The 23,268-nt window shown below is 58.0% G+C and carries 20 protein-coding genes; 9 read left to right on the top strand and 11 right to left on the bottom strand.

Going from position 1 to position 23,268, the window contains the following annotated elements; genetic code table 11:
• Positions 1-5: 5 nt before the first annotated feature.
• The gene (gene pdxH, locus ACM64M_RS01445) at positions 6-617 is read right to left on the bottom strand and encodes a pyridoxamine 5'-phosphate oxidase (protein ID WP_416227344.1); all 612 of its coding nucleotides are present in this window, start codon (positions 615-617) and stop codon (positions 6-8) included.
• Between the two features lie 299 nt (positions 618-916).
• Between pdxH and ACM64M_RS01440 the strand changes: the two genes are divergently transcribed.
• The 9 genes from ACM64M_RS01440 (at position 917) to ACM64M_RS01400 (ending at position 12,593) form a co-directional block, all read left to right on the top strand.
• Positions 917-1,924, top strand: a complete 1,008-nt coding sequence (locus ACM64M_RS01440) for a DnaJ C-terminal domain-containing protein (RefSeq protein WP_416226855.1) — start codon at positions 917-919, stop codon at positions 1,922-1,924.
• 28 nt (positions 1,925-1,952) lie between these two features.
• Complete coding sequence (locus ACM64M_RS01435; protein WP_416226854.1) at positions 1,953-3,038, top strand: YihY/virulence factor BrkB family protein; 1,086 nt, start codon at positions 1,953-1,955, stop codon at positions 3,036-3,038.
• 8 nt (positions 3,039-3,046) lie between these two features.
• Positions 3,047-3,871 (top strand): enoyl-ACP reductase FabI, encoded by an 825-nt coding sequence (gene fabI, locus ACM64M_RS01430; protein ID WP_416227343.1) that lies wholly within the window; start codon positions 3,047-3,049, stop codon positions 3,869-3,871.
• Between the two features lie 51 nt (positions 3,872-3,922).
• A complete protein-coding gene (locus ACM64M_RS01425) occupies positions 3,923-5,914 on the top strand; it encodes a polysaccharide biosynthesis protein (protein WP_416226853.1) in 1,992 nt (663 codons plus the stop codon).
• 73 nt (positions 5,915-5,987) lie between these two features.
• Entirely contained in the window at positions 5,988-6,689 is a 702-nt protein-coding gene (locus ACM64M_RS01420) for a polysaccharide biosynthesis/export family protein (protein WP_416226852.1), read from the top strand.
• 9 nt (positions 6,690-6,698) lie between these two features.
• Entirely contained in the window at positions 6,699-8,900 is a 2,202-nt protein-coding gene (locus ACM64M_RS01415; protein WP_416226851.1) for a GumC family protein, read from the top strand.
• A gap of 6 nt (positions 8,901-8,906) precedes the next feature.
• A complete protein-coding gene (locus tag ACM64M_RS01410) occupies positions 8,907-10,082 on the top strand; it encodes a hypothetical protein (RefSeq protein ID WP_416226850.1) in 1,176 nt (391 codons plus the stop codon).
• Between the two features lie 52 nt (positions 10,083-10,134).
• Positions 10,135-11,466 (top strand): O-antigen ligase family protein, encoded by a 1,332-nt coding sequence (locus tag ACM64M_RS01405; protein ID WP_416226849.1) that lies wholly within the window; start codon positions 10,135-10,137, stop codon positions 11,464-11,466.
• On the top strand, positions 11,463-12,593 hold the full coding sequence (locus ACM64M_RS01400) for an O-antigen ligase family protein (RefSeq protein WP_416226848.1): 1,131 nt from the start codon (positions 11,463-11,465) through the stop codon (positions 12,591-12,593). The genes ACM64M_RS01405 and ACM64M_RS01400 overlap by 4 nt, the downstream gene beginning before the upstream one ends.
• A gap of 5 nt (positions 12,594-12,598) precedes the next feature.
• On the opposite strand, the gene neuC is transcribed toward ACM64M_RS01400, so the two are convergent.
• The 10 genes from neuC to ACM64M_RS01350 all read right to left on the bottom strand — a co-directional run bounded on the left by neuC (position 12,599) and on the right by ACM64M_RS01350 (position 23,233).
• On the bottom strand, positions 12,599-13,723 hold the full coding sequence (gene neuC, locus ACM64M_RS01395; RefSeq protein ID WP_416226847.1) for a UDP-N-acetylglucosamine 2-epimerase: 1,125 nt from the start codon (positions 13,721-13,723) through the stop codon (positions 12,599-12,601).
• A gap of 4 nt (positions 13,724-13,727) precedes the next feature.
• On the bottom strand, positions 13,728-14,390 hold the full coding sequence (locus tag ACM64M_RS01390) for an acetyltransferase (protein WP_416226846.1): 663 nt from the start codon (positions 14,388-14,390) through the stop codon (positions 13,728-13,730).
• Positions 14,387-15,451 (bottom strand): N-acetylneuraminate synthase family protein, encoded by a 1,065-nt coding sequence (locus ACM64M_RS01385; protein ID WP_416226845.1) that lies wholly within the window; start codon positions 15,449-15,451, stop codon positions 14,387-14,389. Before ACM64M_RS01385 ends, ACM64M_RS01390 begins: the two co-directional genes overlap by 4 nt.
• Positions 15,438-16,712 carry a hypothetical protein gene (locus ACM64M_RS01380; protein WP_416226844.1) on the bottom strand — a complete coding sequence of 425 codons (1,275 nt, stop codon included), beginning with the start codon at positions 16,710-16,712 and terminating at the stop codon, positions 15,438-15,440. The genes ACM64M_RS01385 and ACM64M_RS01380 overlap by 14 nt, the downstream gene beginning before the upstream one ends.
• Positions 16,709-17,425 (bottom strand): cytidylyltransferase domain-containing protein, encoded by a 717-nt coding sequence (locus tag ACM64M_RS01375; protein WP_416226843.1) that lies wholly within the window; start codon positions 17,423-17,425, stop codon positions 16,709-16,711. The genes ACM64M_RS01380 and ACM64M_RS01375 overlap by 4 nt, the downstream gene beginning before the upstream one ends.
• Entirely contained in the window at positions 17,415-19,223 is a 1,809-nt protein-coding gene (gene asnB / locus ACM64M_RS01370; protein ID WP_416226842.1) for an asparagine synthase (glutamine-hydrolyzing), read from the bottom strand. The genes ACM64M_RS01375 and asnB overlap by 11 nt, the downstream gene beginning before the upstream one ends.
• Before the next feature lie 2 nt (positions 19,224-19,225).
• Entirely contained in the window at positions 19,226-19,780 is a 555-nt protein-coding gene (locus ACM64M_RS01365) for a sugar transferase (protein ID WP_416226841.1), read from the bottom strand.
• Positions 19,777-20,628, bottom strand: coding sequence for a hypothetical protein (locus ACM64M_RS01360; RefSeq protein ID WP_416226840.1), 852 nt, complete (start codon positions 20,626-20,628; stop codon positions 19,777-19,779). Before ACM64M_RS01360 ends, ACM64M_RS01365 begins: the two co-directional genes overlap by 4 nt.
• A gap of 7 nt (positions 20,629-20,635) precedes the next feature.
• A complete protein-coding gene (locus ACM64M_RS01355) occupies positions 20,636-22,120 on the bottom strand; it encodes an aminotransferase class I/II-fold pyridoxal phosphate-dependent enzyme (RefSeq protein ID WP_416226839.1) in 1,485 nt (494 codons plus the stop codon).
• Positions 22,121-22,198: 78 nt separating this feature from the next.
• Positions 22,199-23,233, bottom strand: coding sequence for a glycosyltransferase family 4 protein (locus ACM64M_RS01350; RefSeq protein ID WP_416227342.1), 1,035 nt, complete (start codon positions 23,231-23,233; stop codon positions 22,199-22,201).
• Positions 23,234-23,268: the final 35 nt, after the last annotated feature.

The raw sequence follows: 23,268 nt of genomic DNA, 5'->3' as shown, positions 1-23,268 counted from the left end.
GGCCTTTACGGATAGAGCAGCGTGTCGGTCCACTTCAGGGCGTCAGCGGCACCCTCCAGCGTGAACAGACGACGATCGTGTAACCGGTTGTCGCGGTCCATCCAGAATTCAATTCTTTGCGGGGCCAAAGTGAAACCTGTCCAATGCGCCGGACGCGGCACTGCACCCGCTGCTTCATACTGTGCGGTCAACGCAGCCACACGGTCGAGATAGCTCTGCCGGTCGGGCATCGGGCGCGACTGGTCACTTGCCGCCGATCCGACCTGGCTCTTGAACGGGCGCGAGTGGAAATAGGCATCGGCGCGCTGCGGCGTCACCTCAGTCAACGGACCTTCGATGCGGATCTGGCGGCGCAGGCTTTTCCAGTGAAACAGCAGCGCGGCTTGGCAGTTGGCGCGAATCTCTTCGCCCTTGCGGCTGTGGGCATTGGTGAAGAAGGTGAAGCCGCCCGCACCGCTTTCTGAAGGGCCGTGCCCTTTCAGCAGCACCATCCGCACTGACGGCATGCCAACGGACGTGGCGGTGGCCAGCGCCATGGCGTTGGGATCGTTGGGCTCGCTCCCCTGCGCCAGCCCAAACCACGCATCGAACAGCGCGTAGGGGTCAGCGCCCGACATGATTGCGCTATCGGCGGGCTGATGGCCGGTCTGGCCAGAGCTATCGATCACTCTATCGATCACTGGGGCGCTCCTGTTGCTGACACACCTGACACACTGTCCAGAGCGCGAAAATGCCGTTCGCGAAAATTGCCGCGTGGACACAGGGTTCTTGCCCAATTGGCACCAGAAATAGCTGAGCGGTGTTCTATCATGCGCGGCGAAATACGCCTTTACTCCGTTGTAGGAAAGCCCGCGATCTCTTGCAAAGAACACAAGCAATCTTGCTCTATCGGAGCGCCTCACCTAGCTAACACACCATGGCTGATCCTTATCAAACCCTCGGCGTGCCGCGCACCGCTTCTGAAAAAGAGATCAAGAGCGCCTATCGCAAACTCGCCAAAGAGCTGCATCCTGACCGGAACAAGGACAATCCGAAAGCCTCGGAGAAATTCTCTGACGCGACCAAGGCCTATGATCTGCTGTCAGACAGGGACAAGCGCGCCCAGTTTGACCGGGGGGAAATCGACGGCGAAGGCAATCCGGCAAACCCCTTCGCCGGGATGGGCGCGGGCCGCGGATTCGGCCGCAATGCTTACGGCGGCGCGGGCAGGCCGGGGGCTGGCGGATACCGCGATCAGGAATTTGGCGGCTTTGGCGCAGACGAAATGGACCTCGGCGATCTGTTCGAAGGGTTGTTCGGCGGCCGCGCGCGCCAACAGGAACCCCCGCGGCCGCGCGGTTTCGGCCAGCGCCCACCTCCGCCGCCGCCCAGACGCGGCGCGGATATTCAATACCGGCTGGCAGTCCCGTTCGTCGAAGCAGCCTCTGGCCGGGATCAGCGGATCACGCTGGCCGATGGCAAAGCGATCAATCTGAAACTGCCCGCCGGGGTCGAGGACGGCACGCAGATGCGATTGAAAGACAAAGGCCACACTGGCCCCGGCGGCCATGGCGATGGAATCGTGATGGTCGAAATTGCCCCGCATCCCTTCTTTCGCCGCGACGGCGACAATATCCGCATGGACTTGCCGATCACGCTCGATGAAGCGGTCAACGGCGGCAAGATCAAATGCCCGACCGTCGATGGGCCGGTGATGCTGACGCTCAAACCGGGCGTCAGCGGAGGAACGGTCATGCGCCTGTCGGGCAAGGGCTGGACCCGCAAACCGGGCGCAGGATCGGCTGCGGCAAAGGGCGCTGGCCCGGCGCGCGGCGATCAACTGGTCACGCTGGAAATTCAGATGCCGGTGGACATTGGGGCGCTGAAGGAAAAACTGGGCGACTGGACCGATCCGGCGCGGCCGCGTGAAAAATTCGGGCTATAGGGCAAGGGTCCGGGGATCGAACGACGCATTGAGCGAACAAGAGGACATTCCGCCGCCGACCAACCGGCCGCCGCCGTTCAATCGGCCGTATTCCTCGCAACAGGTGCAGCCCTCAGATGCCTTGCGCTCATATTCGCCAGAGGCGCGGCGGAGGCGCGCGCAGTCGCAGCCTTTCCATTTCGCAGGCCAAGGCGAGGACAATGCGCCGCCGGGGGTGCTGGGGTTCATCGCGCATTACACCGGGCCGGGCACGCGGGTGTTTGAAACGATCCGCCGGGTGCTGGTCGGCACTTACAATGATGGGTTTATCCACGCCGGGAACCTGGCCTATCTGTCGATGCTGGCGATTTTCCCGTTCTTCATCGTCGGGGCAGCCTTGTTCGAATTGGTCGGCGGACGGACGCGCGCACTCGAATTGGTCACGACAGTGCTGACCGCCATGCCGGGCGCGGTCAGCAATGCCATCCGCCCCGTGGCCGAGGAAATCATCTTTGCCCGCGACGGATGGCTGTTGTGGCTTGGCGCGGGCTTTGCATTGTGGACAGTGTCGAGCCTGGTCGAAACGATCCGCGATATTCTGCGCCGCGCCTATGGAACGCAGGCGCTCTATGCATTCTGGCGCAACCGGCTATTTTCCGCTGGGCTGATCGTTGGCGCCGTGGTGCTGCTGATGGTATCGCTGTTTGCACAAGTCGCCATCGGCGCGGTTCAGCAGGTCATTATGGCCAATTTTCCTCAGCTTTCCGATGCTGCCGGGGCCCTGCGATTGTCGCGGATCGTGCCCGCGCTGGGCCTTGCCGGATCGCTTTATCTGTTGTTCTTCACGCTGACCCCGGCGGAATATCGCGCAAAGGCCTATCCCAAATGGCCCGGCGCGCTGTTCACTGCGCTGTGGTGGCTCGGCGTGTCGACCGCCTTGCCTCCGGTCCTGCGCAGCTTCTTTTCCTATAGCCTGACCTATGGCAGCATGGCCGGGATCATGATTACGTTGTTCTTTTTCTGGCTCGTCGGGCTTGGCCTCGTTATCGGGGCGGAATTGAACGCAGCGCTGGCCGAACCGGAACGCGAGTTGGGCATCGGCGCGCAGAGACAGACAAAGGAGACGGCGACATGACGCAGCTGATGCCGGGATTGATGGCAGGAAAGCGCGGGCTGATCATGGGGCTTGCCAATGACAAGTCGCTGGCATGGGGTATCGCCCGGCAGCTTGCCGATCATGGGGCGGAGCTGGCGTTCTCCTATCAGGGGGAAGCTTTGGCAAAACGCGTCAAACCGCTGGCCGAGCAGCTGGGCAGCGATTTCACGTTTGAATGTGATGTATCCGATATGGAGTCATTGGATTCAGCTTTCGAAACGCTCAAGGCGCGCTGGGACACGCTCGATTTCGTGGTCCATGCGATCGGTTTTTCGGACAAAAACGAACTGCGCGGCAAATATGTCGACACCAGCCTCGACAATTTCCTGATGACGATGAACATATCGGCCTATTCGCTGGTCGCGGTCACACAGCGCGCGGCGGCAATGATGCCGCCTCTGCGTGAAGACGGCGGCGGCGGCGGCAGCATCCTGACGCTGACCTATTACGGCGCGGAGAAAGTTGTGCCGCATTACAACGTCATGGGGGTCGCCAAGGCCGCGCTGGAAGCGAGCGTGCGCTATCTCGCCAACGATCTCGGCCCCGCAGGTATTCGCGTCAACGCGATCAGCGCCGGACCGGTAAAGACGCTTGCGGCGAGCGGGATCGGGGATTTCCGCTATATCCTCAAATGGAACGAATTGAACGCACCGCTGCGGCGGAATATCACTATCGAGGATGTCGGCGGAGCGGGTCTATATTTCCTCTCCGGCCTTGCCTCAGGCGTGACCGGAGAGGTCCATCATGTCGACGGCGGATACCACATTGTCGGCATGAAACAGGAAGATGCGCCCGATATCGCGCTTTCTTAACGGCTACTTTCTTGTGTAACTCCGGCACTGCGTGTAGGCGGACGGTCTCTGGTGGAGGCGGCGACACATGCGTGTGCGCCTGTGCTTCATCTTTTGGTTCGGTGGTCGCTCATGCTGGACAATACCTCGGCGTCAATGCCGTTCGCTCTGCGTGCCAGAGCGGCGGTTGATCGTTTGGATGAATTTTCGCGCAGCCAGAAGCGGATTCTGGTTGGTGCCGGTGATGCCGTGCTTTGTGTGCTGGCCGTCTGGATCGCCTATTACCTGCGGCTCAACGAATGGCGCCTGTTCACGGAGGACGTTGCAAAATTAACAGTGGGCGCGCTGGTTTTCTGGTTCGCCGCGGCATTCGCGAGTGGCGTTTATCGCGAGTTCTTCCGCTTCTCCGGCAGCGGCACTATGATGCGAATCGCCGGAGCCGTCGGCATCATGTTGGCCCCGATGGTGATTGTCTTTCTGATCGTTCTTATCCCCGGAGTGCCGCGTACGCTCTCAGTGCTGCAACCCATCATTTTTTTCCTGCTGCTCGTGCTCAGCCGGATTATGATCCGCTATGTCATCATGGACTTGGCCGCATTTGGCGGGGTTCACGGCAATGCCCGGCGAATCCTGATTTACGGCGCCGGTGCACCGGGCATGCGCCTGGCCAGCGCGATGCGGCATGAGCCGGGGTTCAGGATCGAAGGTTATGTCGACGATGACGTGTTGATGCGCGGTCAACGGCTGGACCGTCTCAAGGTCTATCATTCCAGCGATTTGCCGACACTGGTGCGGGACAAGGAGATCAGCGATATCTACCTCGCTCTCCCTCGCCTGACGCACAGCGCCAAACAGCAAATCATGGAAGGCCTTGGCGAACAACCGGTACAGATCATGGCGCTGCCCAATGTGCGCGACATCATCGAAGGCGGTGTTTCGATCAACGAATTCCGGGAAATCGATATTGCCGATCTGCTCGGGCGGTCACCAATCGCTCCCGACAAAAGGCTTATGGCGCAAACCATTACGGAGAAAACCGTAATGGTTTCGGGGGCAGGCGGCTCGATAGGCAGTGAGCTTTGCAACCAGATCGCGCAGCTTTCTCCGAGCAAGCTGGTGCTGGTGGAGCTAAGCGAATTTGCGCTATATTCGGTTGATAATGCCATCCGCGATTTGGCCAAGTCCATCAGGGCAGATTTCGAAATTGTGCCGGAACTTTGCAACATTTCTGACCGAGCTTCAATCAATCGCATTTTGGAACGGCACAGTCCGGATACCATTTTCCACGCGGCGGCCTACAAGCATGTCCCGCTTGTAGAAGCCAATGTGATCGGCGGCGCACGCAACAACATCATTGGCACTCTCAATATCATGCAGGCGGCACTGGCGCGCGAAGTTTCCAATTTCATCCTGATAAGCACGGACAAAGCTGTGCGTCCCACAAACATCATGGGTGCGACCAAAAGGGTGTGCGAACAGATCCTTCAAGCGCATGCGGCCCGGCCTGAGATTTCCGGCAAGACAGTGATGACGATGGTAAGGTTCGGTAATGTCTTGGGGTCATCGGGATCGGTCGTGCCCCTGTTCAAAAGACAAATTAGGCAAGGCGGGCCGCTGACCATCACTGACAAGCGCATCAACCGCTATTTCATGACAATCCCCGAAGCGGCGGAGTTGGTCATTCAAGCTGGCGCCATGGCCGAGGGCGGAGAGGTCTACGTGCTCGACATGGGTAATCCGATCAAGATAATCGACCTTGCCCGGACGATGATCCGCTTGTCGGGATTGCAGGAAATATCCGATGAGCGGCCGGATGGCGACATCGCGATTACCGAGATCGGATTGCGGCCGGGAGAGAAGCTCTATGAAGAGCTCCTGATTGGCGATGACCCTTTGCCAACATCGCATCCGCGCATCATGCAGGCACGCGAGAAGCACATGCCATATGATGCCTTGATGGAGGCGCTTTCACATTTGGCTAAGGCGCTCGACGATGGCCGTGCTGCAGATGTCCGCAAGATCATCGCCGAAATGGTGCCTGAATACGTTGCAGCCCAGAATTGACCCTTTCATGCCAGATGGCAATCGCGCAAAAGCCCCTCTACCGATCAAACCGAATTCGCCGGAGAATTAGTCGTTGAATTTCCACCCACCTTTTGCCGCGCTGGCATTGGCAACCTTGCTGCTGGCCGGCTGTGCAAAGCCTGTGCCCTTGCAAAGCACTGAGTTTGTATCGGTTCTCGAATCCAACGAACTGCCGACACCGGTAGAAACCACCGCGAAGCTGGGCGCACTCGACAAGGTGCGAATTGAAGTTTTCGGAGTCGAGGAGCTCACCCGCGAGGTTCAGATCGATGGTAGTGGACGGATGTCCTATCCCTTCATCGGATCGATCGAAGTCAAGGGCCAGGCCCCGGCAGATGTGGAGCGCCTAATCGCACAGCGATTGAGCGAGGGCTACGTTCTCAATCCTCAGGTTTCGGTGAATCTGGTCGATACCGTAAGCCAGACCATCGCGATCGAAGGCGAAGTGAAAAGCCCCGGCATTTATCCTGCCGCGGGCGAACTTACTCTGCTGCGAACGCTGGCTTTGGCAGGAGGGCCAACCCAATTTGCCGAGCGCGAACAGGTCGTCATTTTCCGTGAAGTGGGCGCGGACCGGTATGCCGGCGTCTATGATCTTGACGCTGTGCGCCGCGGACAGGTCGCAGACCCGCAAATATTTGCCAATGACACGATCGTCCTGGGCGATAGCCCTCGCCGACGCACCATCGATCAACTGGTCACCATCGCACCGGCGCTCGCCTCGCCGCTCGTCATCCTTTTCACGCGAAATTAAGCTGCCACCATGAACACACCTTTCGCCTCGCTTTCACAGGACAAGGCCGCCGTGCGGCTGAATGCCGATCAGGTAACCGCAGAACCGATCTTGCTGCGCTATTGGGATATCGTTTTCCGGCGGCGCTGGTTGGTGGTCGTTATTGTTGCAGCAGCGGTTGCAGCCGGATTGCTGGTGACATTGCTGCAAACGCCCGCTTTCACCGCAGAAGCTCGGGTCGAAATTCGCCGTTCGCAGGACAACGTCACCAATGTAGAAGCGGTGACGCCGCAAGAGGCGGACCAGGATCTTGAATTCTACCAGACCCAATATGCTCTGCTCGAAGCGCGCTCGCTCGCTGCGCGCGTGATCCGTCGCCTCAATCTGACCAGAACCGATGATTTCTTCGATACTTTTGGAGTAGAGCTCGAAGAGGGGTTGATGCTCAGTGATTCCGGTGTCGCCGCACTGTCTCGTGAACAGGTGGAAAAGCGCAACCGTGAAGCGGTGGAGCTTTTCCTGAGTCACGTCGGTATTTCACCCATTCGCGGCTCGGCGCTTGTTGATCTGCGCTTTACATCGCCCGATCCGGCGCTGTCGCGCGATATCACCAACGCCTGGGCCGACGAATATATTCAATCCAATCTCGACCGCCGCTTCGCCTCCTCGGTAGAAGCGCGCGAATTCTTGAGCGAGCAACTGCAAACGTTACGCGGACGCCTGGAAACTTCGGAACGTGATTTGGTGAATTATGCCGCCAATTCGGGCATCGTGACACTCTCTCAGCAGCGCACTGCCGAAGGCAGAACGGAAACCGAAAGAACGCTGACGATCGCCGATATCGAGGCGCTCAACACCGAATTGGCGATGGCGATTGCGGACCGGATTCGCGCCCAAAGCCGGTTACAGCGCGGTGTCGACACCGCGATTGTCGAAAACGCCACACTGAGCAGTCTGCGCCGCGAACAAGCGGAGGTGGCGGCTGGTCTCTCTAGCCTTGAGGCGCGTTTTGGGCCGGAATACCCGCCGCTGCAATCGCTTGAAGCGCAGCTGGCCCAACTGCAACTGTCTATTTCCCAAGAGGAAGACCGCATCAGCGCAGCGGCCCGAACCGACTTTTCGCAAGCGCAGCAGCGCGAGCAAGAATTGCTTGGCCGAATTGACGGGCTCAAGCGGGATCTGGTGACCGAACAACAGGCATCCATCCAATACAATATCTACCAGCGCGAAGTGGATACCAATCGGCAATTGTATGATGGCCTGCTGCAGCGCTTCAAGGAGATTGGCGTGGCAGGCGTGGGCACCAACAATGTGTCGATCGTCGATCGCGCCGAATTGCCTCAGGCTCCCTCAAGCCCGAATTTGCTGATCAACCTGCTCGCATCGTTGATAGGCGGGCTCGCGATTGCTGCTGGCGTGGTGTTCGCGCTGGAACAGATCGACAAATCCTTGCGCGATCCGACTGCGGTGCGCGAATTGGGCATGACCTTGCTCGGTGTAATACCCAAGACCGATGGCGATGATGTCGTGGAGGCGGTGCTTGATCGGAAATCGGCAATAAGCGAAGCCTATGTCGCGGCTCAGACAAATCTTGGCCTGCTGACCGACCATGGCCTGCCTGATTCGTTTATCCTCACCAGCACCCGCCCCGGCGAAGGCAAGAGCAGTTCCGCAGTCGCGCTTGCGATCACGCTGGCGCGGACTGGCAACAAGACGGTGCTGGTCGATGCTGACATTCGATCCCCATCGGTGGCCTCTTATCTCAACATTCAATCTGAAACCGGGCTGACCAACTACCTGACCGGCGGCGGCGATCTGGATTCGCTGCTAATCGAAACTGAACATGGCAATCTTTCGGTCATTGCTGGCGGACCACGTCCGCCGAACGCAGCTGAGCTGTTCTCTACCCGCAAATTCAGCGAACTGATCGACGAACTTAAGCGCAGGTTTGATGTTGTGGTGGTCGACGCGCCGCCGATGTTAGGACTGGCAGACGTCCCCCTCATCAGCAATTCGGTTGATGGTATTGTTTACACAATCGAGGCCGACGGCGTGCAAATGCGCGGGATTCGCAATTCGATCGAAAGACTGCGGATCGTCAATGCCAATGTCTTTGGCGCCCTCGTCACCAAATACAAGCAAGAGGGCCGCTCCGGATTCGGGTATGGTTACGGGTACGGCTATGGCTACGACTATGGCTATGGTGACAATGAAGCGGACAAGAAAGCCTGATCTGTCATGTCCGACCGACTGCACAATCGCTGGTTGATCGGCAGCCTGACAGCTGCGCTGGCGGCGGTGATGCTGCTGTCTGCGGCGTCCAAAGTGACGGAACGGGCCGACCCTGATCTGTCACGAAGCTTGTTTCCGCTTAATTCAAATGCACTTGTGGCTTCGGCAGACCGCGATTTCATCAATGGGGCCAATGCCCGCAATCAAGCAGTCGAAAAAGGCGGCGCTGACCTCCTCAGCGCTTCCACCAAGGCTAGGCAATCGCTGGCGAACTGGCCGCTTAACCCACGCGCCCTGCGCATATTGGCGCTGGCTGAGGATTGGACCGCGCCCGAAGCCGAATTGTTACTGGCCGGGGATGCGCTAAGTCGGCGCGATACACAGACTCAGATATTCCTGATCGAACATGCGGCACGAAACGGCGAGATCAAACAAGCGATGGAACATTACGACGCCGTTCTCAGGCGACGCAGCGGCTTTCGTGATCCGGCGGCTCGTAATCTCGTCCGAGGGATGTCCGAGCGTGAGATCCGTGATGAAGTCGCTCAGCAATTGAGGCTCAGCCCTCCATGGGAAAGCCTGCTGTATTTCCACGCATTGCGCACCCCGGAAAGCCATTCGGGCTTTGTCGAATTGCACCGCATGCTTGCAGGTCAGGACGTAATCCCGGCGGAATTCAGCGCAGATTTCGCCGCTGCGTTGGCCGCGCATGGTCGCTTCGATGATGCCGTAACCATTGCAGAACTGGTCGGCGAAAGTCGTCTTGAGGTCACCCCCCGCTTAACCGACGATGATTTTATCATGGAGCCCAGATATCCCGGATCGTGGGCCACCGGCGACGATGGTGCGGTATTCCTCCAACCGCTCAACGGAGGCACCGCGCTGTTGAGCCTGTCAAGCGGAGCCACAGGGACCGTCGCCTACCGGCTCGTGGCGCTCCCTTCTGGAAAGTACTCCGCAGCGCTGGCCATCGAACCCCAGAATGGCAGCGGCTTGACAGCCGCCGCCCCGCCTGAGGCCCGTTTGGCCTGCGCACAGGCTGGCCCGGTTCCAACGGGCTCGCTCGATTTGACAGTCACGGAAAGCTGTCGTTTCCAATGGCTTTCCATCTATCTTCCCGAAACGCAGGCTCGACCTTCTGATGTTCTCCTCAAAACCATCACAATCACTCCCGAGGGATAAGTCTGGCTGGCTGACCCGGTTTGATCGGGCGTCAGTTGTGTCCCTGCTGGTAATGGGTTTCACCACTTTGATTTTCCTGACCGGCGGCAGCGCCCGTGCTGACACAGCTTCGCTGGTGTTGCTAAGACCAATGGTGGTGCTGGCATTAGGATATGCGATTTACCAATGGCTCGGTTCTGAGCGCACCGGGTTTGCTGTTCCGGTCGGCGCTCTGCTGGCACTGGCTGGCTTTGCCTTGGTTCAGCTTATTCCGCTGCCGCCTATGATCTGGACATCTCTTCCCGGTCGAGAGCCGCTTGCTGAAGCGCAGGACGCGGCTCAGATTGCCCTTACATGGCAGCCTGTTTCAGTGGTTCCGATGGCCACCATCAATTCCTTTGGGGCGGTTCTGGTGCCGCTAGCGGGCCTGATTTTGCTAGCGATAAGTCCTGAAAAAGTGCGCAGCAACACGCTTAAACTGGTGACCGGATTGATGCTTATCTCTGCGGCTCTCGGCCTGCTTCAAGCGCTCGCACCGTCACAAGCGATACTATATTTCTACCGAATTACCAATGAGGGCTTTCCCGTCGGCTTGTTTGCGAACCGTAATCATCATGCAGTAATGTTAGCAGCCACCATTCCATTCGTGCTCGCCTATGGTGAAAAATTTGCGAGGGATAGAGCTGGGCCTTTCGATTGGATTGGGCGAGGGCTGGGTCTGGGCCTCGTCGCACTGGCCGTGATGACCGGGTCACGTATCGGCACGCTGTTGGCGATGGGAGCGTTTCTGGTTACGGTTACGATCTTCGCCAATGCGCGCCTGTCTAGCACCTCGCGGCCAGCAAATCGTTCCAAGAGAATTGCAGTAACCTTGATCCCCTTGGGGCTAATCCTGACGGCGACCTTGCTGTTTCTAACCGGGGTTGGTGCCGGGTTCGAAAGGCTGGCGGATAAGGACAGCTTTGACGATCTGCGGTTTCAAATTCTGCCAGAAATTTCCGCCATGTTAGGTCAAGCGCTTCCGTTTGGCTGGGGGCTTGGCACCTTTCCAGAAGTGTTTGAAGTTTACGAAAGAAACGAACTAATCCAGCCTGCCTACATCAATCACGCGCATAATGATTGGCTGGAAATCATTATCGAAGGTGGATTGGTCATTCCGCTAATTCTTGCGGTGATTGCGCGCTGGATTGCCCGGATCGCGTGGGCTAACCGAAAGCAGATCGCGCACCCAATTGCCGCAGCGAGCCAGATGCGTTTCTGCGCGCTACTGGCGATACTGGTGCTGGTTGCGGGCAGTTTGTTCGATTACCCTCTGCGGACCCCAGCGGCGGCGCTGGCCTTTGTGGTGTTTCTTGTGACCTTTACCGCCCCGCCATCGGCCGCCGAAGGACGTGGCCGCAGGTGACGTTGGCGCTTGCCTTTGTAGCGGTTTTTGCCAGCCTGCTGATGCCAGCCCTCTATTCGGGCGCCATTCTGGTGCAGGCAGGATTCCTCATCTCGTATCGCGGCATAAGGGTAAGCCCAAAACTGCCAGACGGATCCGGTTCAATTCTGATGCTGTTTCTCGTATTTGCAGGCCTTGCTGTTTTGGGCCCAATCCTCAGCTACGGTGTTGGCTGGGGCAATTTGGACGCGCTAAAGTTTCTGTTTGCCACCGCTAGCTTGGCTATTGGCCTGATGCTGGGGGTTGAAAAAGATGACCTTTCGCGCGCAATCCCGATCTTTCTAGGGGTGATGACGGCAATCTATGCTGGGCTGTATTTCACCGATGCACAGCTTAGTCAGGAAGCGCTGCTCTACCCACCAGATAACAACCACTCGGCATCGATGCTGGCAGTATTCCTGCCCTTGATCGTAATGCGAATGAAGCGTGGCGTGCGATTGTTTTGCTTTGCTCTATTGTTTGCGTTTGCCATTTTTGTCGCATCGCGATCGCTGCTGGCCTTGACTTTAATTGCATCCGCGCTGTCGTTTGAAAAAGTCCGCAAGCAGCGATTTCTGATAATGGTGACCGTGGCGCTCGCCTTGGCAGTGCTGTTTTTGCGCACGTTTAGCCTCGACAATTTTTCGGACCGTTTGCGTCTGCAAATCATCGAAGTCAGCTTGCATTTTGTCCAGACGCGCGGTGCCTATGCGTTCAATTTTGGCGAGGCAGCCTTCGCGGATTTTCTGAACATTTATCCGATCTATCAGAGACTGGAAATTCAACACGCCCACAATCTGTTGCTGCAGGTGTGGGCCGCCTATGGATATGTCCCGCTTTTCGCCTTTATATTATTCCTTACCGCGTTCGGGACTCTCGGCTGGCGCCAGCGAAACTATCTGTTTTTATTCAGTTTCATGATTTTTCTTGCGATTGGGATGATGGAAGCAATCATCACCGATATCCGCGCCTTTGGCACGATCATGTTCGCGTTGGGTTATACTTATTCGCGCGGTACGCAATTCGGCACTGCCGACATTGAAACAAGTGTTCCGGAAATAGATGACGGGATGAAATTCCACGCCAGCGCAGCGCCAGACCGCCGATAGCGGCTTCAATAGGCATTCATTTTTGCGAGCAATTCCGGGCCAAAGTTGATGGACCGCAGCGCCTCAACCAATTTCTTGTCTGCAGTGCCATCGCCATAGATGTTCATGGCCGAAGTGTCGGCCTTCAACGCTTTTGCAATGCCTTGCGCCAATTCACCCGGCTCCGTGCCTTCGCAATCCACGGTGTTGGCGTTGCGCTCGCGGCCGTTTTGCCTCGAACCGATGTTGAGAAACGGTGTGGCCAAGCTGGCGGATTCTATAATGCCTGATGATGAATTGCCGACCAGAATGTCTGCCTCACGGATAGCGGCCAGATAATCGGCGCGCGGGAGATGGTCGATCACCCTTACTTCGGGATCGCCGCCAAATTGATCGAGCATCGCGCCGATCGCCTTGCCCCCTGCATCGGAATTCGGGCGAAGCACCAATTGGCAAAAGCCAGCCTTACGGACCGCTTCGATGACCGCGTGCGCCTGTTCGGCCGCTCGGTGCGCTTCTTGAACAACGGGATGGTAGATCACCAGCGCAGCATTGCGATCTTTCGGAAAGCCGCAGCGGTCAGAAAAATCGAATTCGCGTGCAGCCAATTCGCAAATTCCAACTAGCCCGGGCGCGCCTATCGTCATGACATTGTCGGAATGCTCCCCCATGCGAATGATGCGCTCTGCGGCAAACGCGGTGGAGCACAGGTGAATATGCGAAAGCTTGGTAATGGCGTGTCGGAAACTCTCATCCAGAGTTCCGGACCGCTCTCCGCCGCCGACATGAATGATCGGGATGGAAAGGTGCATCGCCGCCAATGCGCCCGCCAGCATTTCGCCCCTGTCACCCAACAGCATGACCGCATCGGGCCGGTGGCCGCTCCAGAATTTGGTCAGCTCTGAAAGCTCTGTCGCCATAGCCAGAGCCATCTCTCCGCCATCCTCCCCGCTCAGTGGCACAGCGATCCGTGCCGCGATTTTCAGACCTGTCTTCTCCACATCGGCGACGGTTTCGCCATATCCCGGCGCGAGATGCTGAGCTGTGGCGACAATCCGACACTCGAAATCGGGCGCATTATCCAGCGATTTGAGGCAAGGCAGCATAAGGCCGAAATCAGCACGGCTTCCCGTAAGATAATCGATCAGCATCGCATTATCGGACCATGGCTTTGGCCGGGTTCCCAACCACCACGGCGCCCGGTTCAACATTGCTGGTGACAACGGCACCCATGCCTATGACAGCCTTCGCGCCAATTTTCAGCCGGTTGCCCGGCTGACCCGGACGGATCAAAGCGCCGGTACCAACATAGACGTCGTCGCCAATTTCAACATTGCCGTTCACTTTTGCTCCAGGGGCAAGCGTCACGCGGTCGCCAACAATGCAATCATGCGCAACATAGGCATAAATATTGGCCTGAAACAGATCGCCGATCACTGTATCGGACGTGACCATGGAAAACGGGCACAACACCGCGCCTTGGCCAAAAGTCACATTATCAAGAACCATGGCATTGGGGGCGGTGAGAGCGCCAATGGCAACACCGGTATCGGTGCATTTATCCGCCAACTTCTGACGCAGCTCTCCGCTGCCTACAGCGAGAACAATCTCGCGCGATTGTGCCTCTGCCTTGGCAAATTCACCAAGCGTCATCACGGAATACTGCCCGTTTGCGTCGCCCGCAGCGGCGTCATCAACGAAAACCGTGCGCCAGGTTCCGATGGGATAGCTTTGTGCGGCGAAACGCGAGAGGATGGGCATCACCTCGCGGCCAAAGCCCCCGGCACCGTAGACGCCGAAGAGATTGGTGTTGGTCATTCGCCGCTCCCTCCCAAATCACTCAAATTGACAAAAGCGTCCGCCAGAACTCTCCTCGTCAGCCCCCGACCAATCACGAGATCTACAAGATCGGGGGCAAGCCCCGTGCCCGGTCGTTTGGCGCAGAGATCGCCAGCGGTGAGTGTATGGCCTTCAGCCAGGTCGCGAGCATAGACAAGGCTCTTGCGGGCAACTGCGCGCGTTGAAAGTTCGGCATCGACCGGGCGCTTTATCCCGTTGCCCAAACCAATTTCCAGAGCCCGTAGCGTCTCAACCATCGCTTTGAATTCCATTGGCTCCATCGAAGCCGCATGATCCGGACCCGCGCCAGAGGCATCGAGCGTAAAGTGCTTCTCCAGTACCGACATTCCCAAGGCTCGCGCGGCAATTGCTGCGCATTGGCCAAGCGTGTGATCGGACAGGCCGACCGGGCAATTGAACGCAGCAGCAAAGGTCTGCAGCACGCGCAGATTCTGATCTTCAAGCCGCGCCGGATAGTCGGAAACGCATTGCATCACGGCAAAATCACACGCTCCGCGCAATTCATCAAGCGCCCGATCCACCTCCGCCAAACTCGCCATCCCGGTCGAAAGCAGGACTGGCAATTGTGACTTTGCAGCTTGTCTAAGCAGCATCAGATTGTTGATTTCTCCAGAAGGCCATTTGAGGCATGACGGAGCGAGCGAAATTACGAAATCCAGCGATTCGGCGTCAAATGCCGTTGTCAGAAACTCTATGCCGACCGTATTGCAATGCTGTTTGAGGTTCGCAAAATCAGCAAAATCCAATTCTAACTTTTGCACCATTTCAAATTGTGTGCCGTCACCGGTCTGCCGTTTCTGGTAATCGGCTTTGGGCGCATCGCGCAGGATGTTTGCATCGGTTTTGAATGTCTGGAACTTGACCGCATCGGCGCCGCATTCATGCGCCGCGTCTATCATCTTATGCGCGATATCAAGATCGCCATCATGGTTGACGCCAATTTCGGCGATGATGAAGCAAGGATCGCAATCAGACAGGGTTCGCTTGCCAATGGTGATGGCGCGATCAGGCTGGGGCATTGGAATGGCTCGCTTCGTATTTGGTGGCTGAAAGGTTGAGTCGCGAAACAATCACGCAGGCGGCAATTGCGCCGAGACCACCCGCAATCGCTGGCGAGAGTGCGAGCAGGGGCGCAGATCCGGTGGCAAGTGCGATGCCCTGTGCGGCCAATCCACCGATCAAAATGGACGCAGCAATTGCCAGAACGGTCAATTGGTGCTGGACCGTTGCCAGCAGGCGCTGGCTCATCTCAATCAGGGGAGTCAGCGCTATGAGAGGCAAGAAAGGCGCGCTAGCGAGCAGAATTTGCATCAATTGCGATGACGCCAGAATCTCCGGCAAATCAGCCAGCTGGCCGAGCAAAAGCGTGCCCGCCATGATGGCGGCGAAAATTGCAAAATTGAATGCGGTGTAGATAGCAATCTGCCGCTTACTGCCATGCGTGCCGCGAGTGACGATCTGCGCGAAAAACCCTGTTCCAAGCACAAACCAGATCGACGTAATGATCAGCTGCGGAACCTTGAGCCCATATGCGATTACCGTCGCCTGACCTTCGCCCAACTCGCGGGCAGCCATTGGCGCGGATATAGCGATTGCAGAAATTGCCAGCATGGCGGAACCTCCGGCTAGCGTTCGGCCCAACCGCGCACCAAACAGCGATGTTGAGGCCGCAGCGATTCCCGTTTCCTCCCCTTCGCTCGATCCCATCAGTAACGCGGCGAAAATCACCGCTCGGAAGATAAAACTGGCGGCGAGCCCGATGGCATAGGTGACAATGCCAAGATCAAAGATCAGCAGTGCGGCAACCAGCGGCAGCGAAATAATGAGATTGCCCGCAATCACCGGCATACGTTGATTGCGCGAAAGGAAAAGAGCGACCTGATATTCCGCGAGCAGGGAAAAAGGCACAATGAACGGCACGACAAGGGCGACTTGCCATGCGCTTGATGTTCCTCCTGTGCCCAGTACAGCGACATAAATCAGGCAAAGCGCCAGCGCCGCAGCGCCCGCTGCCATACCAGCGCGGAGCCCTTCCGCCATCAGCCCAATGGTGTTCGCGCGTGTTCGGAACTTCCCAGCTATCGGGGTAAGGCTGGTGACGATGCAGATGCCCAAGGCTCCCGACATCAGGCCGACCAGGCCGTAGAGAATGACAAACACGTCGAGCTCAGCTCCGATGCCAAGCGATTCAAGCAGGATCAATTCCCGCACAAATCCAATCAGCTTGGACGCGAAGGTGATCGCCAACAAGATCGCCGTTGAACCAAGAAACCGTGTCATCGGTGAATGCCCTTGCTCAGTGCAAGGTGCGCCTCGGCGCGATCGAAATCGGTGGGCCAGTCGATATCGATCCCTTCGCCCGGCCCATCACATACCAAGGGCAGGCAATGCGCCGGCAGAAAAGACCGTTGCTCACGCAGAACTGCGGAGCGGATTGCATAGAATGAGCCTGTTAGCGCCCATGCCCGGGGCAGATCCTGACTGCGTTGCGAAGCGACCGGCGCGCCAGCCGTTTCGATCAGCGATACATTGCCATTGTTGTCCTCTATCAGGCAATGCAGCGGGTGATGGGATGGTGCGGCGACGCCCACCACCGCCGCGGTGGCTGGGTTGCCCAGCAACAGCCCAAGTCCAGCGTCGATCCGGCCCTCTGCACGAAAGGGAGAGGTCGGCTGCAACAGGCACAATGCCGCCCAGTCTCGCCCCTCGGAACGTTCACTTTCCAGCGCATGTGTGGCGACATCGACGCTGCTCGCATGATCCCCCGCCAGATCCTGAGGCCGTTCGAGCACAGCGATCCCCTGCGCCTGTGCAAGCGCCATCAATTCCTTGTCATCGGTTGACAGCAACACCTTTCCCACCGCGCGCGATGCCAGCGCGGCCTCGAATGTCCAAACGGCCAAAGGCTTGCCGCCAAGGAGGCGCGTGTTCTTGCCCGGAACCCTGCGGGAACCCGCTCGCGCCGGAATCAGGGCAAGCACATCATGCTGCATCGGACAGCTTCTTCTGTGGTTTTGCCTCGCCCAGAAATTGGCGCGCCCAAATTTCAATGGCCATCAATGCACGAATTTCGCGGGTGCGATTCTCGGTTCCGGCGATGTGCGCATCGAGATAAGATGCCATAACGGTGGGATCAAAGATGTTGCGCGTCAATGAATTCTGGCCAAGCAAGGTCTCCCGCGCAGCAGTGGCCAACCGATCCTTGAACCATTCCCCGATCGGCACGGTGAACATCTGTTTTTTGCGATAGGCAAGATCAGCTCCGATCATCGGGGCCACAGCTTTCTTGAAAAGATATTTGGTTTCACCATCGCGCAGCTTGAAACCTTCGGGCATGGTGAAGGCAAATTCCATCATCCGATAGTCCAGCATAGGCGTCCGGGCTTCAACCCCGACAGCCATGCCCATCCGGTCCGGCTTTACCAGATTGTTGCCCGGTAACAGCAATTGCATATCGATGTTCAGTGCCTGGTTAAGACGGTCCCAGTGCCGACTGTCGTCAAAATGCCCGGCAACCAGGTCGCGCGCGGCGTTTTCGTCAACCTTTTGTGCGAAGGCAGGCAGATAAAGCCGACGTTTCTCTGCCGCATTGAATAACGAGATATTGTTGAGATAGGCTGCGCGGAATTCCCCTTCATTCTCGTTTTCAGGGCGAGATGCGAAGAAACTGCGGTATTTGTCATAGCCAGCAAACAATTCATCACCGCCATCACCGGTCAGCACAACTTTCACATGACGCGAGGCCAGTTCGGAAACCCGCCGGGTCGGCATGAAGGATACATCTCCGTGGGGTTGATCGAGGTGCCAGATGACATTCGGCCATTGGCTGACCATGTCGGATTCGACGATTTCGGCGATGTGATCTGTACCAAACCTTTGCGCAGCCAGTCGGGCGCTAGCGGTTTCATCAAATCGCGGATCATCAAAGCCAATCGAAAATGTGCGAACCGGGCGATCCATATTGCGCGCCATGAAACCGACGACCGATGTGGAATCGACCCCGCCCGAAAGAAAAGCGCCAAATGGTACATCCGAACGCAGGCGGAGACGAACTGCATCTTCGAAAAGATCAAGGAACTCACCCGTCCAAGCCGCTTCGCTACGCTCCGCCAGATCGCGCTGAGTAAGTGACCACCAACGCTTGATCCGCAAGTCTTCTCCGGCCCGCAATTCTGCCATGCAGCCCGGCGGCAAGTGCTGGATGCCAGCGAAGGCAGTGTAGGGGGGCGGGACGTAATTGAAGGTCAGAAATAGGTCGAGTGCCTGCAAATCGAGCTGCGGCTCGATCCCGGCAGCAAGGATTGCCTTGATCTCAGATGCAAACACGAAACCTTCGGCCGACTGTGTATAAAACAGTGGCTTGACCCCAATTCGATCCCGATAAAGGCGCAGGGTCCGATCCCGATTGTCCCAAATCGCGATCGCGAACATCCCGTTGAGGCGGCTAACAAAATCCGCACCCCAGTGAAGATAGGCGCGGAGCAGAACCTCGGTATCGGAATGGGTGTCGATCCGAACACCCTGCGCGCGCAGCTCCCTCGCCAGCTCAATATAATTGAATATCTCGCCGTTCTGGACGACTGCCACGCAGCCGTCGTCAGAGACAAACGGCTGATCGCCGCGCTCAACATCGATAATTGCAAGCCTCTGGTTGGCCAAGGCAACCCGTCCGTTGCAGTAAACGCCATCACCATCGGGGCCGCGATGCCCCTGCGAACGCGACATTGCCGCGATCCGATCAATTGGGACGCTACGGCCAGAAAAGGACCAATATCCTGAAATTCCGCACATCGTCAGTAGGTCTTTCGGAAAATCACGGTGCGAACCGTTTCAAGCAGAATTGCCAGATCGCGCGGCAAGCTTGCCGTGGAGACATATTCAAGATCGAGCGCCAGACGATCCTGCGCACTGGCGGTTGACCGCAGCCGTGCCTGGGCAAGCCCGGTGATGCCGGGCCGAACCAGATGGCGGCGGCCCCAGTCTTCAGCGGAGTAATTATCCCGCTGCATTGGCGTGTCAGGTCGCGGTCCGACCAGGCTCATATCTCCGCGCAGGACATTGAACAGCTGAGGAAGTTCATCGAGGCTGGTGCGCCTGACGAAATGGCCCGCTCTCGTAATGCGCGCGTCCCCCCGACTGGTCGAGTAACCGCCGCGCTGCGCTGCGTCCTGAACCATGCTGCGAAGTTTGAAGATTGTGAAGGGTTCGCCCATTTGACCGATGCGTGTCTGTCGGAACAGCGCCGGACCGGGGCTATCCAACCTGATCCAGATCATCAATCCGATCAACACAGGCAAGAGCAGGATCAAGGCCGTCGCGCTGACAAGAATGTCCATCAAGCGCTTCACACCGCATGCTCCCGCGCTGTGCGAATCTTATCGACAATTGCATCAACCCTATTGCCGAGTTCGGCCGTATTGGCAGCCCGCTGTGCCGAGGTGGCGCGATGCGCGGCATCATACAGATCGAACAGCTTGCGAATTTCGCGCTGCATGGTCTCCGCATTTCCGGTAGTCGTATCGCCGGGCGCAATGCCGGGGCGGGCGAACGTGCGGGAAAGATTCACCCGAGTCGAGCCAAGCCGCGCATGTTCGCGGATGATGTACTCTGCGGGCAAATCACCCTCGCCAACGCGGGCAATGCCGCCAAAGCCGAATGGCTTGCCAATTTCGCGCAGGCATTCGCAGCCACGTTCGAGCATCCCGTTGGTGAGCGGCTCAAACATGAAATCGAGCCCTAACGAGATGTGTAGGTCATTGAGCCCAACGAAGGTTTCATCCACCGCATCGCAGCCCGCGACCTGACCAAGAATTTCAAAGGCCTCCGCCGTTTCCACCAAGGGAATAAAGCGGCATCGCCTAGCAATCAAGGCGCCGACCCTTTCGATTTCGTCAAGACCCCGAAACATTGGCAGCATGATCGAACGTGCGCCTTGCGCGATTGCAATATCGATTTCCTCCCTGCTGCCGTCAAATAGCGGGTTGATACGGACCATCAGATCGGCATTTGATAGCGCCGCTGCTACCGGCGCAATGTCCTCGAATGTGTGTTTGCTGATCCATGTGTCGCGGAATTTTTGCCGCTCGAATTTGCCGTTGCGCTCAAGATCAACCATCACTCTGCCCACGCCAGATTGCTCGGCAAGTTGGGCCAATTGCGGCGATGCGGTGATCAGAACAGGGCAAAGCTTGGTCACTGCACTGCTATCCTGCGATCAGATAGCGAAGCTGTTCGGCAATCCGGGTAACCGTCGCATCGGCCATGCTCGAGCCTGATGGGAGGCACACTCCGCATTCAAACAACTCGTCGCTGACCGAATGGTTCTCTCCGTGCGGTACATATTCGCAATCTGCGAAGAGCGGCTGACGGTGCATCGGTTTCCACAGCGGGCGCGCTTCGATACCGACGACCTTCAAGGCCTCAACAAGATCTCCTGGGCAGGTGCCGCATTCCCGGTTGATCGTTGCAGCCGTAAGCCAACGCGTCGAGAAGTAGCCTTCGGGCTCTGGCATCCACTCTATGCCTCGAACACCGGCCAGCACGGATTGATAAATTGAAAATATTTCCCTCCGGCGGCGCACGCGTTCGTCCAGCACCTTAAGCTGGCCGCGCCCAATCCCGGCCAGAACATTGCTGAGGCGGTAATTGTAGCCAATCACCTTATGTTCGTAATGGGCAGCCGGTTCGCGCGCTTGCGTGGACAGGAAACGCGCGCGCGCAATCAGTTCTTCATCATCCGAACAAAGCGCCCCGCCACCCGATGTCGTGATGATCTTGTTGCCGTTGAAGGAATAGGCCGAGAGCTTGCCAAAACTGCCGGATTTGCGCCCGCGATACGTCGCGCCCAGCGATTCCGCTGCGTCTTCGAGCACCGGTATGCCATAGGCGTCACAAAGCTGCGTGAGCGGGTCCATATCGGCCGATTGCCCATATAAATTCGCGATGACCACCGCGCGGGGGAGCCGCCCGGCAGCCTTGTCACGCGAAAGCGCCCGTTCAAGCGCGGCGGGCGACATATTCCAGGTTGCGGTTTCTGAATCGATGAAAACCGGCTCTGCGCGCTCATAGCGGATCGGGTTTGCCGAGGCAGCGAAGGTGAAGCTGGGACAATAAACCCGGTCGCCATCTTTCACGCCGAGCAAGATCAGACCCAGATGCAGCGCGGCGGTTCCCGAACTCAGCGCGGCAACGTGACCGTTCTCGCTGTAATCGGCAAGCTCACGTTCAAATCCTTCGACCTGCGGGCCAAGCGGGGCAATCCAGTTTGTATCGAAAGCTTGTTGGACAAACTGCTGTTCAAGATCGCCAAGATGCGGGGTCGAAAGCAGCACTGGCCCGCCAAAGTCGCGTCGTTCAAGCAACCACGGCCTGCCTTCGGCATCGAGCCTGGGTATCGCGGAGACCTTGTGAGCGGCGAAAAGCGATTGCAGGCCGGCAAGCGGCGTGTTCATTTGCGCCGTCACAGGAACAATCGCTGGCAGACTGGCAAGCAGCGCATTCTGATCGCTTCCGTCAAGGATCATGCGGCGCAGATCGCCATCGGTGACGAGGCGTTTAAGACGTCCTTCGTCGTCAAGCAGCAACAACGGTCCGCCACCCGTCTCGTTCAGCCGGCGCATCGCCTCGCCCAATGAACAATCGACCGTAACGCAAAGGGCGGCGAGCGAGGCGGTCATATGTGCTGACATCGGTCCGGTCACTGGCGAATGTCCCATTGCTGCGCAACACTGGCGCCCCAAAAATCGTCACGGCTTGGCGTAGGCGCATCACAGTGCAGCATAAACAGCCTCTGTTCGTGCGCCCAGAGTGTCGCGCATAAACAGGCGGCGGGTGCGCTCCAGCCCGTGCCAACCCATAGTTTCGCAGGTGTCGAGATCACAACTCAAGTCATGCAGTGCGTGGGCGACCTTGCCAATCTCGCCCAAGGGCAAGAGAACACCACCCTCTAAATCAAGAACAACCTCCGGGATGCCGCCGATCGCAAAGGAAACCGCTGGCAAGCCCCTAGCCTGTGCTTCGGCCAGAACGATACCAAATGTCTCTTGCGGCGAAAGGTGCAGAAAGACGTGCGCCCGGTCCAGTTCCGGGAAAACATCGTTCAGTGCCCCTGCAAACCTCACCCTGTCACCCACGCCGGAACTTTCCGCAAGAGCTTCCAGCGCCGCCCGCCGGCTCCCGTCACCGATCAGGACCAATTCCAGTTCCTTTTGGGGTTCAAGCGCGGCAAGTGCGGCAAATGCCTGAATCGAGGCGCGCTGACCCTTGTCACCATTCATCATGGCGATTCCGGCAATCCGGAACACTTTGTCCTTGCGCCGGCTCTGCCAGAGCGCCTCAAACTGCTCCTTGCCCGCCAGCAAATGTGCGGATGTGAGAACGCCGTTATGGACCGTTGTGATCCGGCCTTCGGGGACACCATGCGCAATCAGATCACGTTTCACAAAATCAGATACAGCGATCAGGTGAAACGGCATGAGCCTCAGCAGCGCCTCCTTGCCAGCCCCCAGCACCGTATTCACCACTTTGACCCCGAAGCCGCGTGTCGCGGCCCAGCCCAGCAGCCCGGCCTGCGCGTTAAAGCTGTGCAGTACAGATATCCCGTTCTGGCGAACGATGCGGCGCATGGCGACCGCGCCTTTGCCCATGCTAATGGGAGAGCGATCACCCAGATTCAGGCCAGGGACAATATGGACCGGGAAATCGGCCGATGTGAACCTATCGATCATCGCATCGCTGCCAACCGCGATTTCGACGTGCCAGCCACGCTCACGCAAAGCGCCAGCAACGCCAAACATCAACACCCCCGGTCCGGCCAAACGCACATCGGACCGCGTCA

The organism is Qipengyuania sp. ASV99, from assembly GCF_047872805.1.
GTDB lineage: Bacteria > Pseudomonadota > Alphaproteobacteria > Sphingomonadales > Sphingomonadaceae > Erythrobacter.
This window is presented reverse-complemented; position numbering and strand designations above follow the sequence as displayed.

Coding starts and splice junctions, on each gene's coding strand:
- pdxH (WP_416227344.1), bottom strand. CDS start 617: ATGTCGGGCGCTGACCCCTACGCGCTGTTCGATGCGTGGTTTGGGCTG.
- ACM64M_RS01440 (WP_416226855.1), top strand. CDS start 917: ATGGCTGATCCTTATCAAACCCTCGGCGTGCCGCGCACCGCTTCTGAA.
- fabI (WP_416227343.1), top strand. CDS start 3,047: ATGCCGGGATTGATGGCAGGAAAGCGCGGGCTGATCATGGGGCTTGCC.
- ACM64M_RS01415 (WP_416226851.1), top strand. CDS start 6,699: ATGAACACACCTTTCGCCTCGCTTTCACAGGACAAGGCCGCCGTGCGG.
- ACM64M_RS01410 (WP_416226850.1), top strand. CDS start 8,907: ATGTCCGACCGACTGCACAATCGCTGGTTGATCGGCAGCCTGACAGCT.
- ACM64M_RS01405 (WP_416226849.1), top strand. CDS start 10,135: ATGGGTTTCACCACTTTGATTTTCCTGACCGGCGGCAGCGCCCGTGCT.
- neuC (WP_416226847.1), bottom strand. CDS start 13,723: ATGCTGATCGATTATCTTACGGGAAGCCGTGCTGATTTCGGCCTTATG.
- ACM64M_RS01390 (WP_416226846.1), bottom strand. CDS start 14,390: ATGACCAACACCAATCTCTTCGGCGTCTACGGTGCCGGGGGCTTTGGC.
- ACM64M_RS01385 (WP_416226845.1), bottom strand. CDS start 15,451: ATGCCCCAGCCTGATCGCGCCATCACCATTGGCAAGCGAACCCTGTCT.
- ACM64M_RS01380 (WP_416226844.1), bottom strand. CDS start 16,712: ATGACACGGTTTCTTGGTTCAACGGCGATCTTGTTGGCGATCACCTTC.
- ACM64M_RS01375 (WP_416226843.1), bottom strand. CDS start 17,425: ATGCAGCATGATGTGCTTGCCCTGATTCCGGCGCGAGCGGGTTCCCGC.
- asnB (WP_416226842.1), bottom strand. CDS start 19,223: ATGTGCGGAATTTCAGGATATTGGTCCTTTTCTGGCCGTAGCGTCCCA.
- ACM64M_RS01355 (WP_416226839.1), bottom strand. CDS start 22,120: ATGTCAGCACATATGACCGCCTCGCTCGCCGCCCTTTGCGTTACGGTC.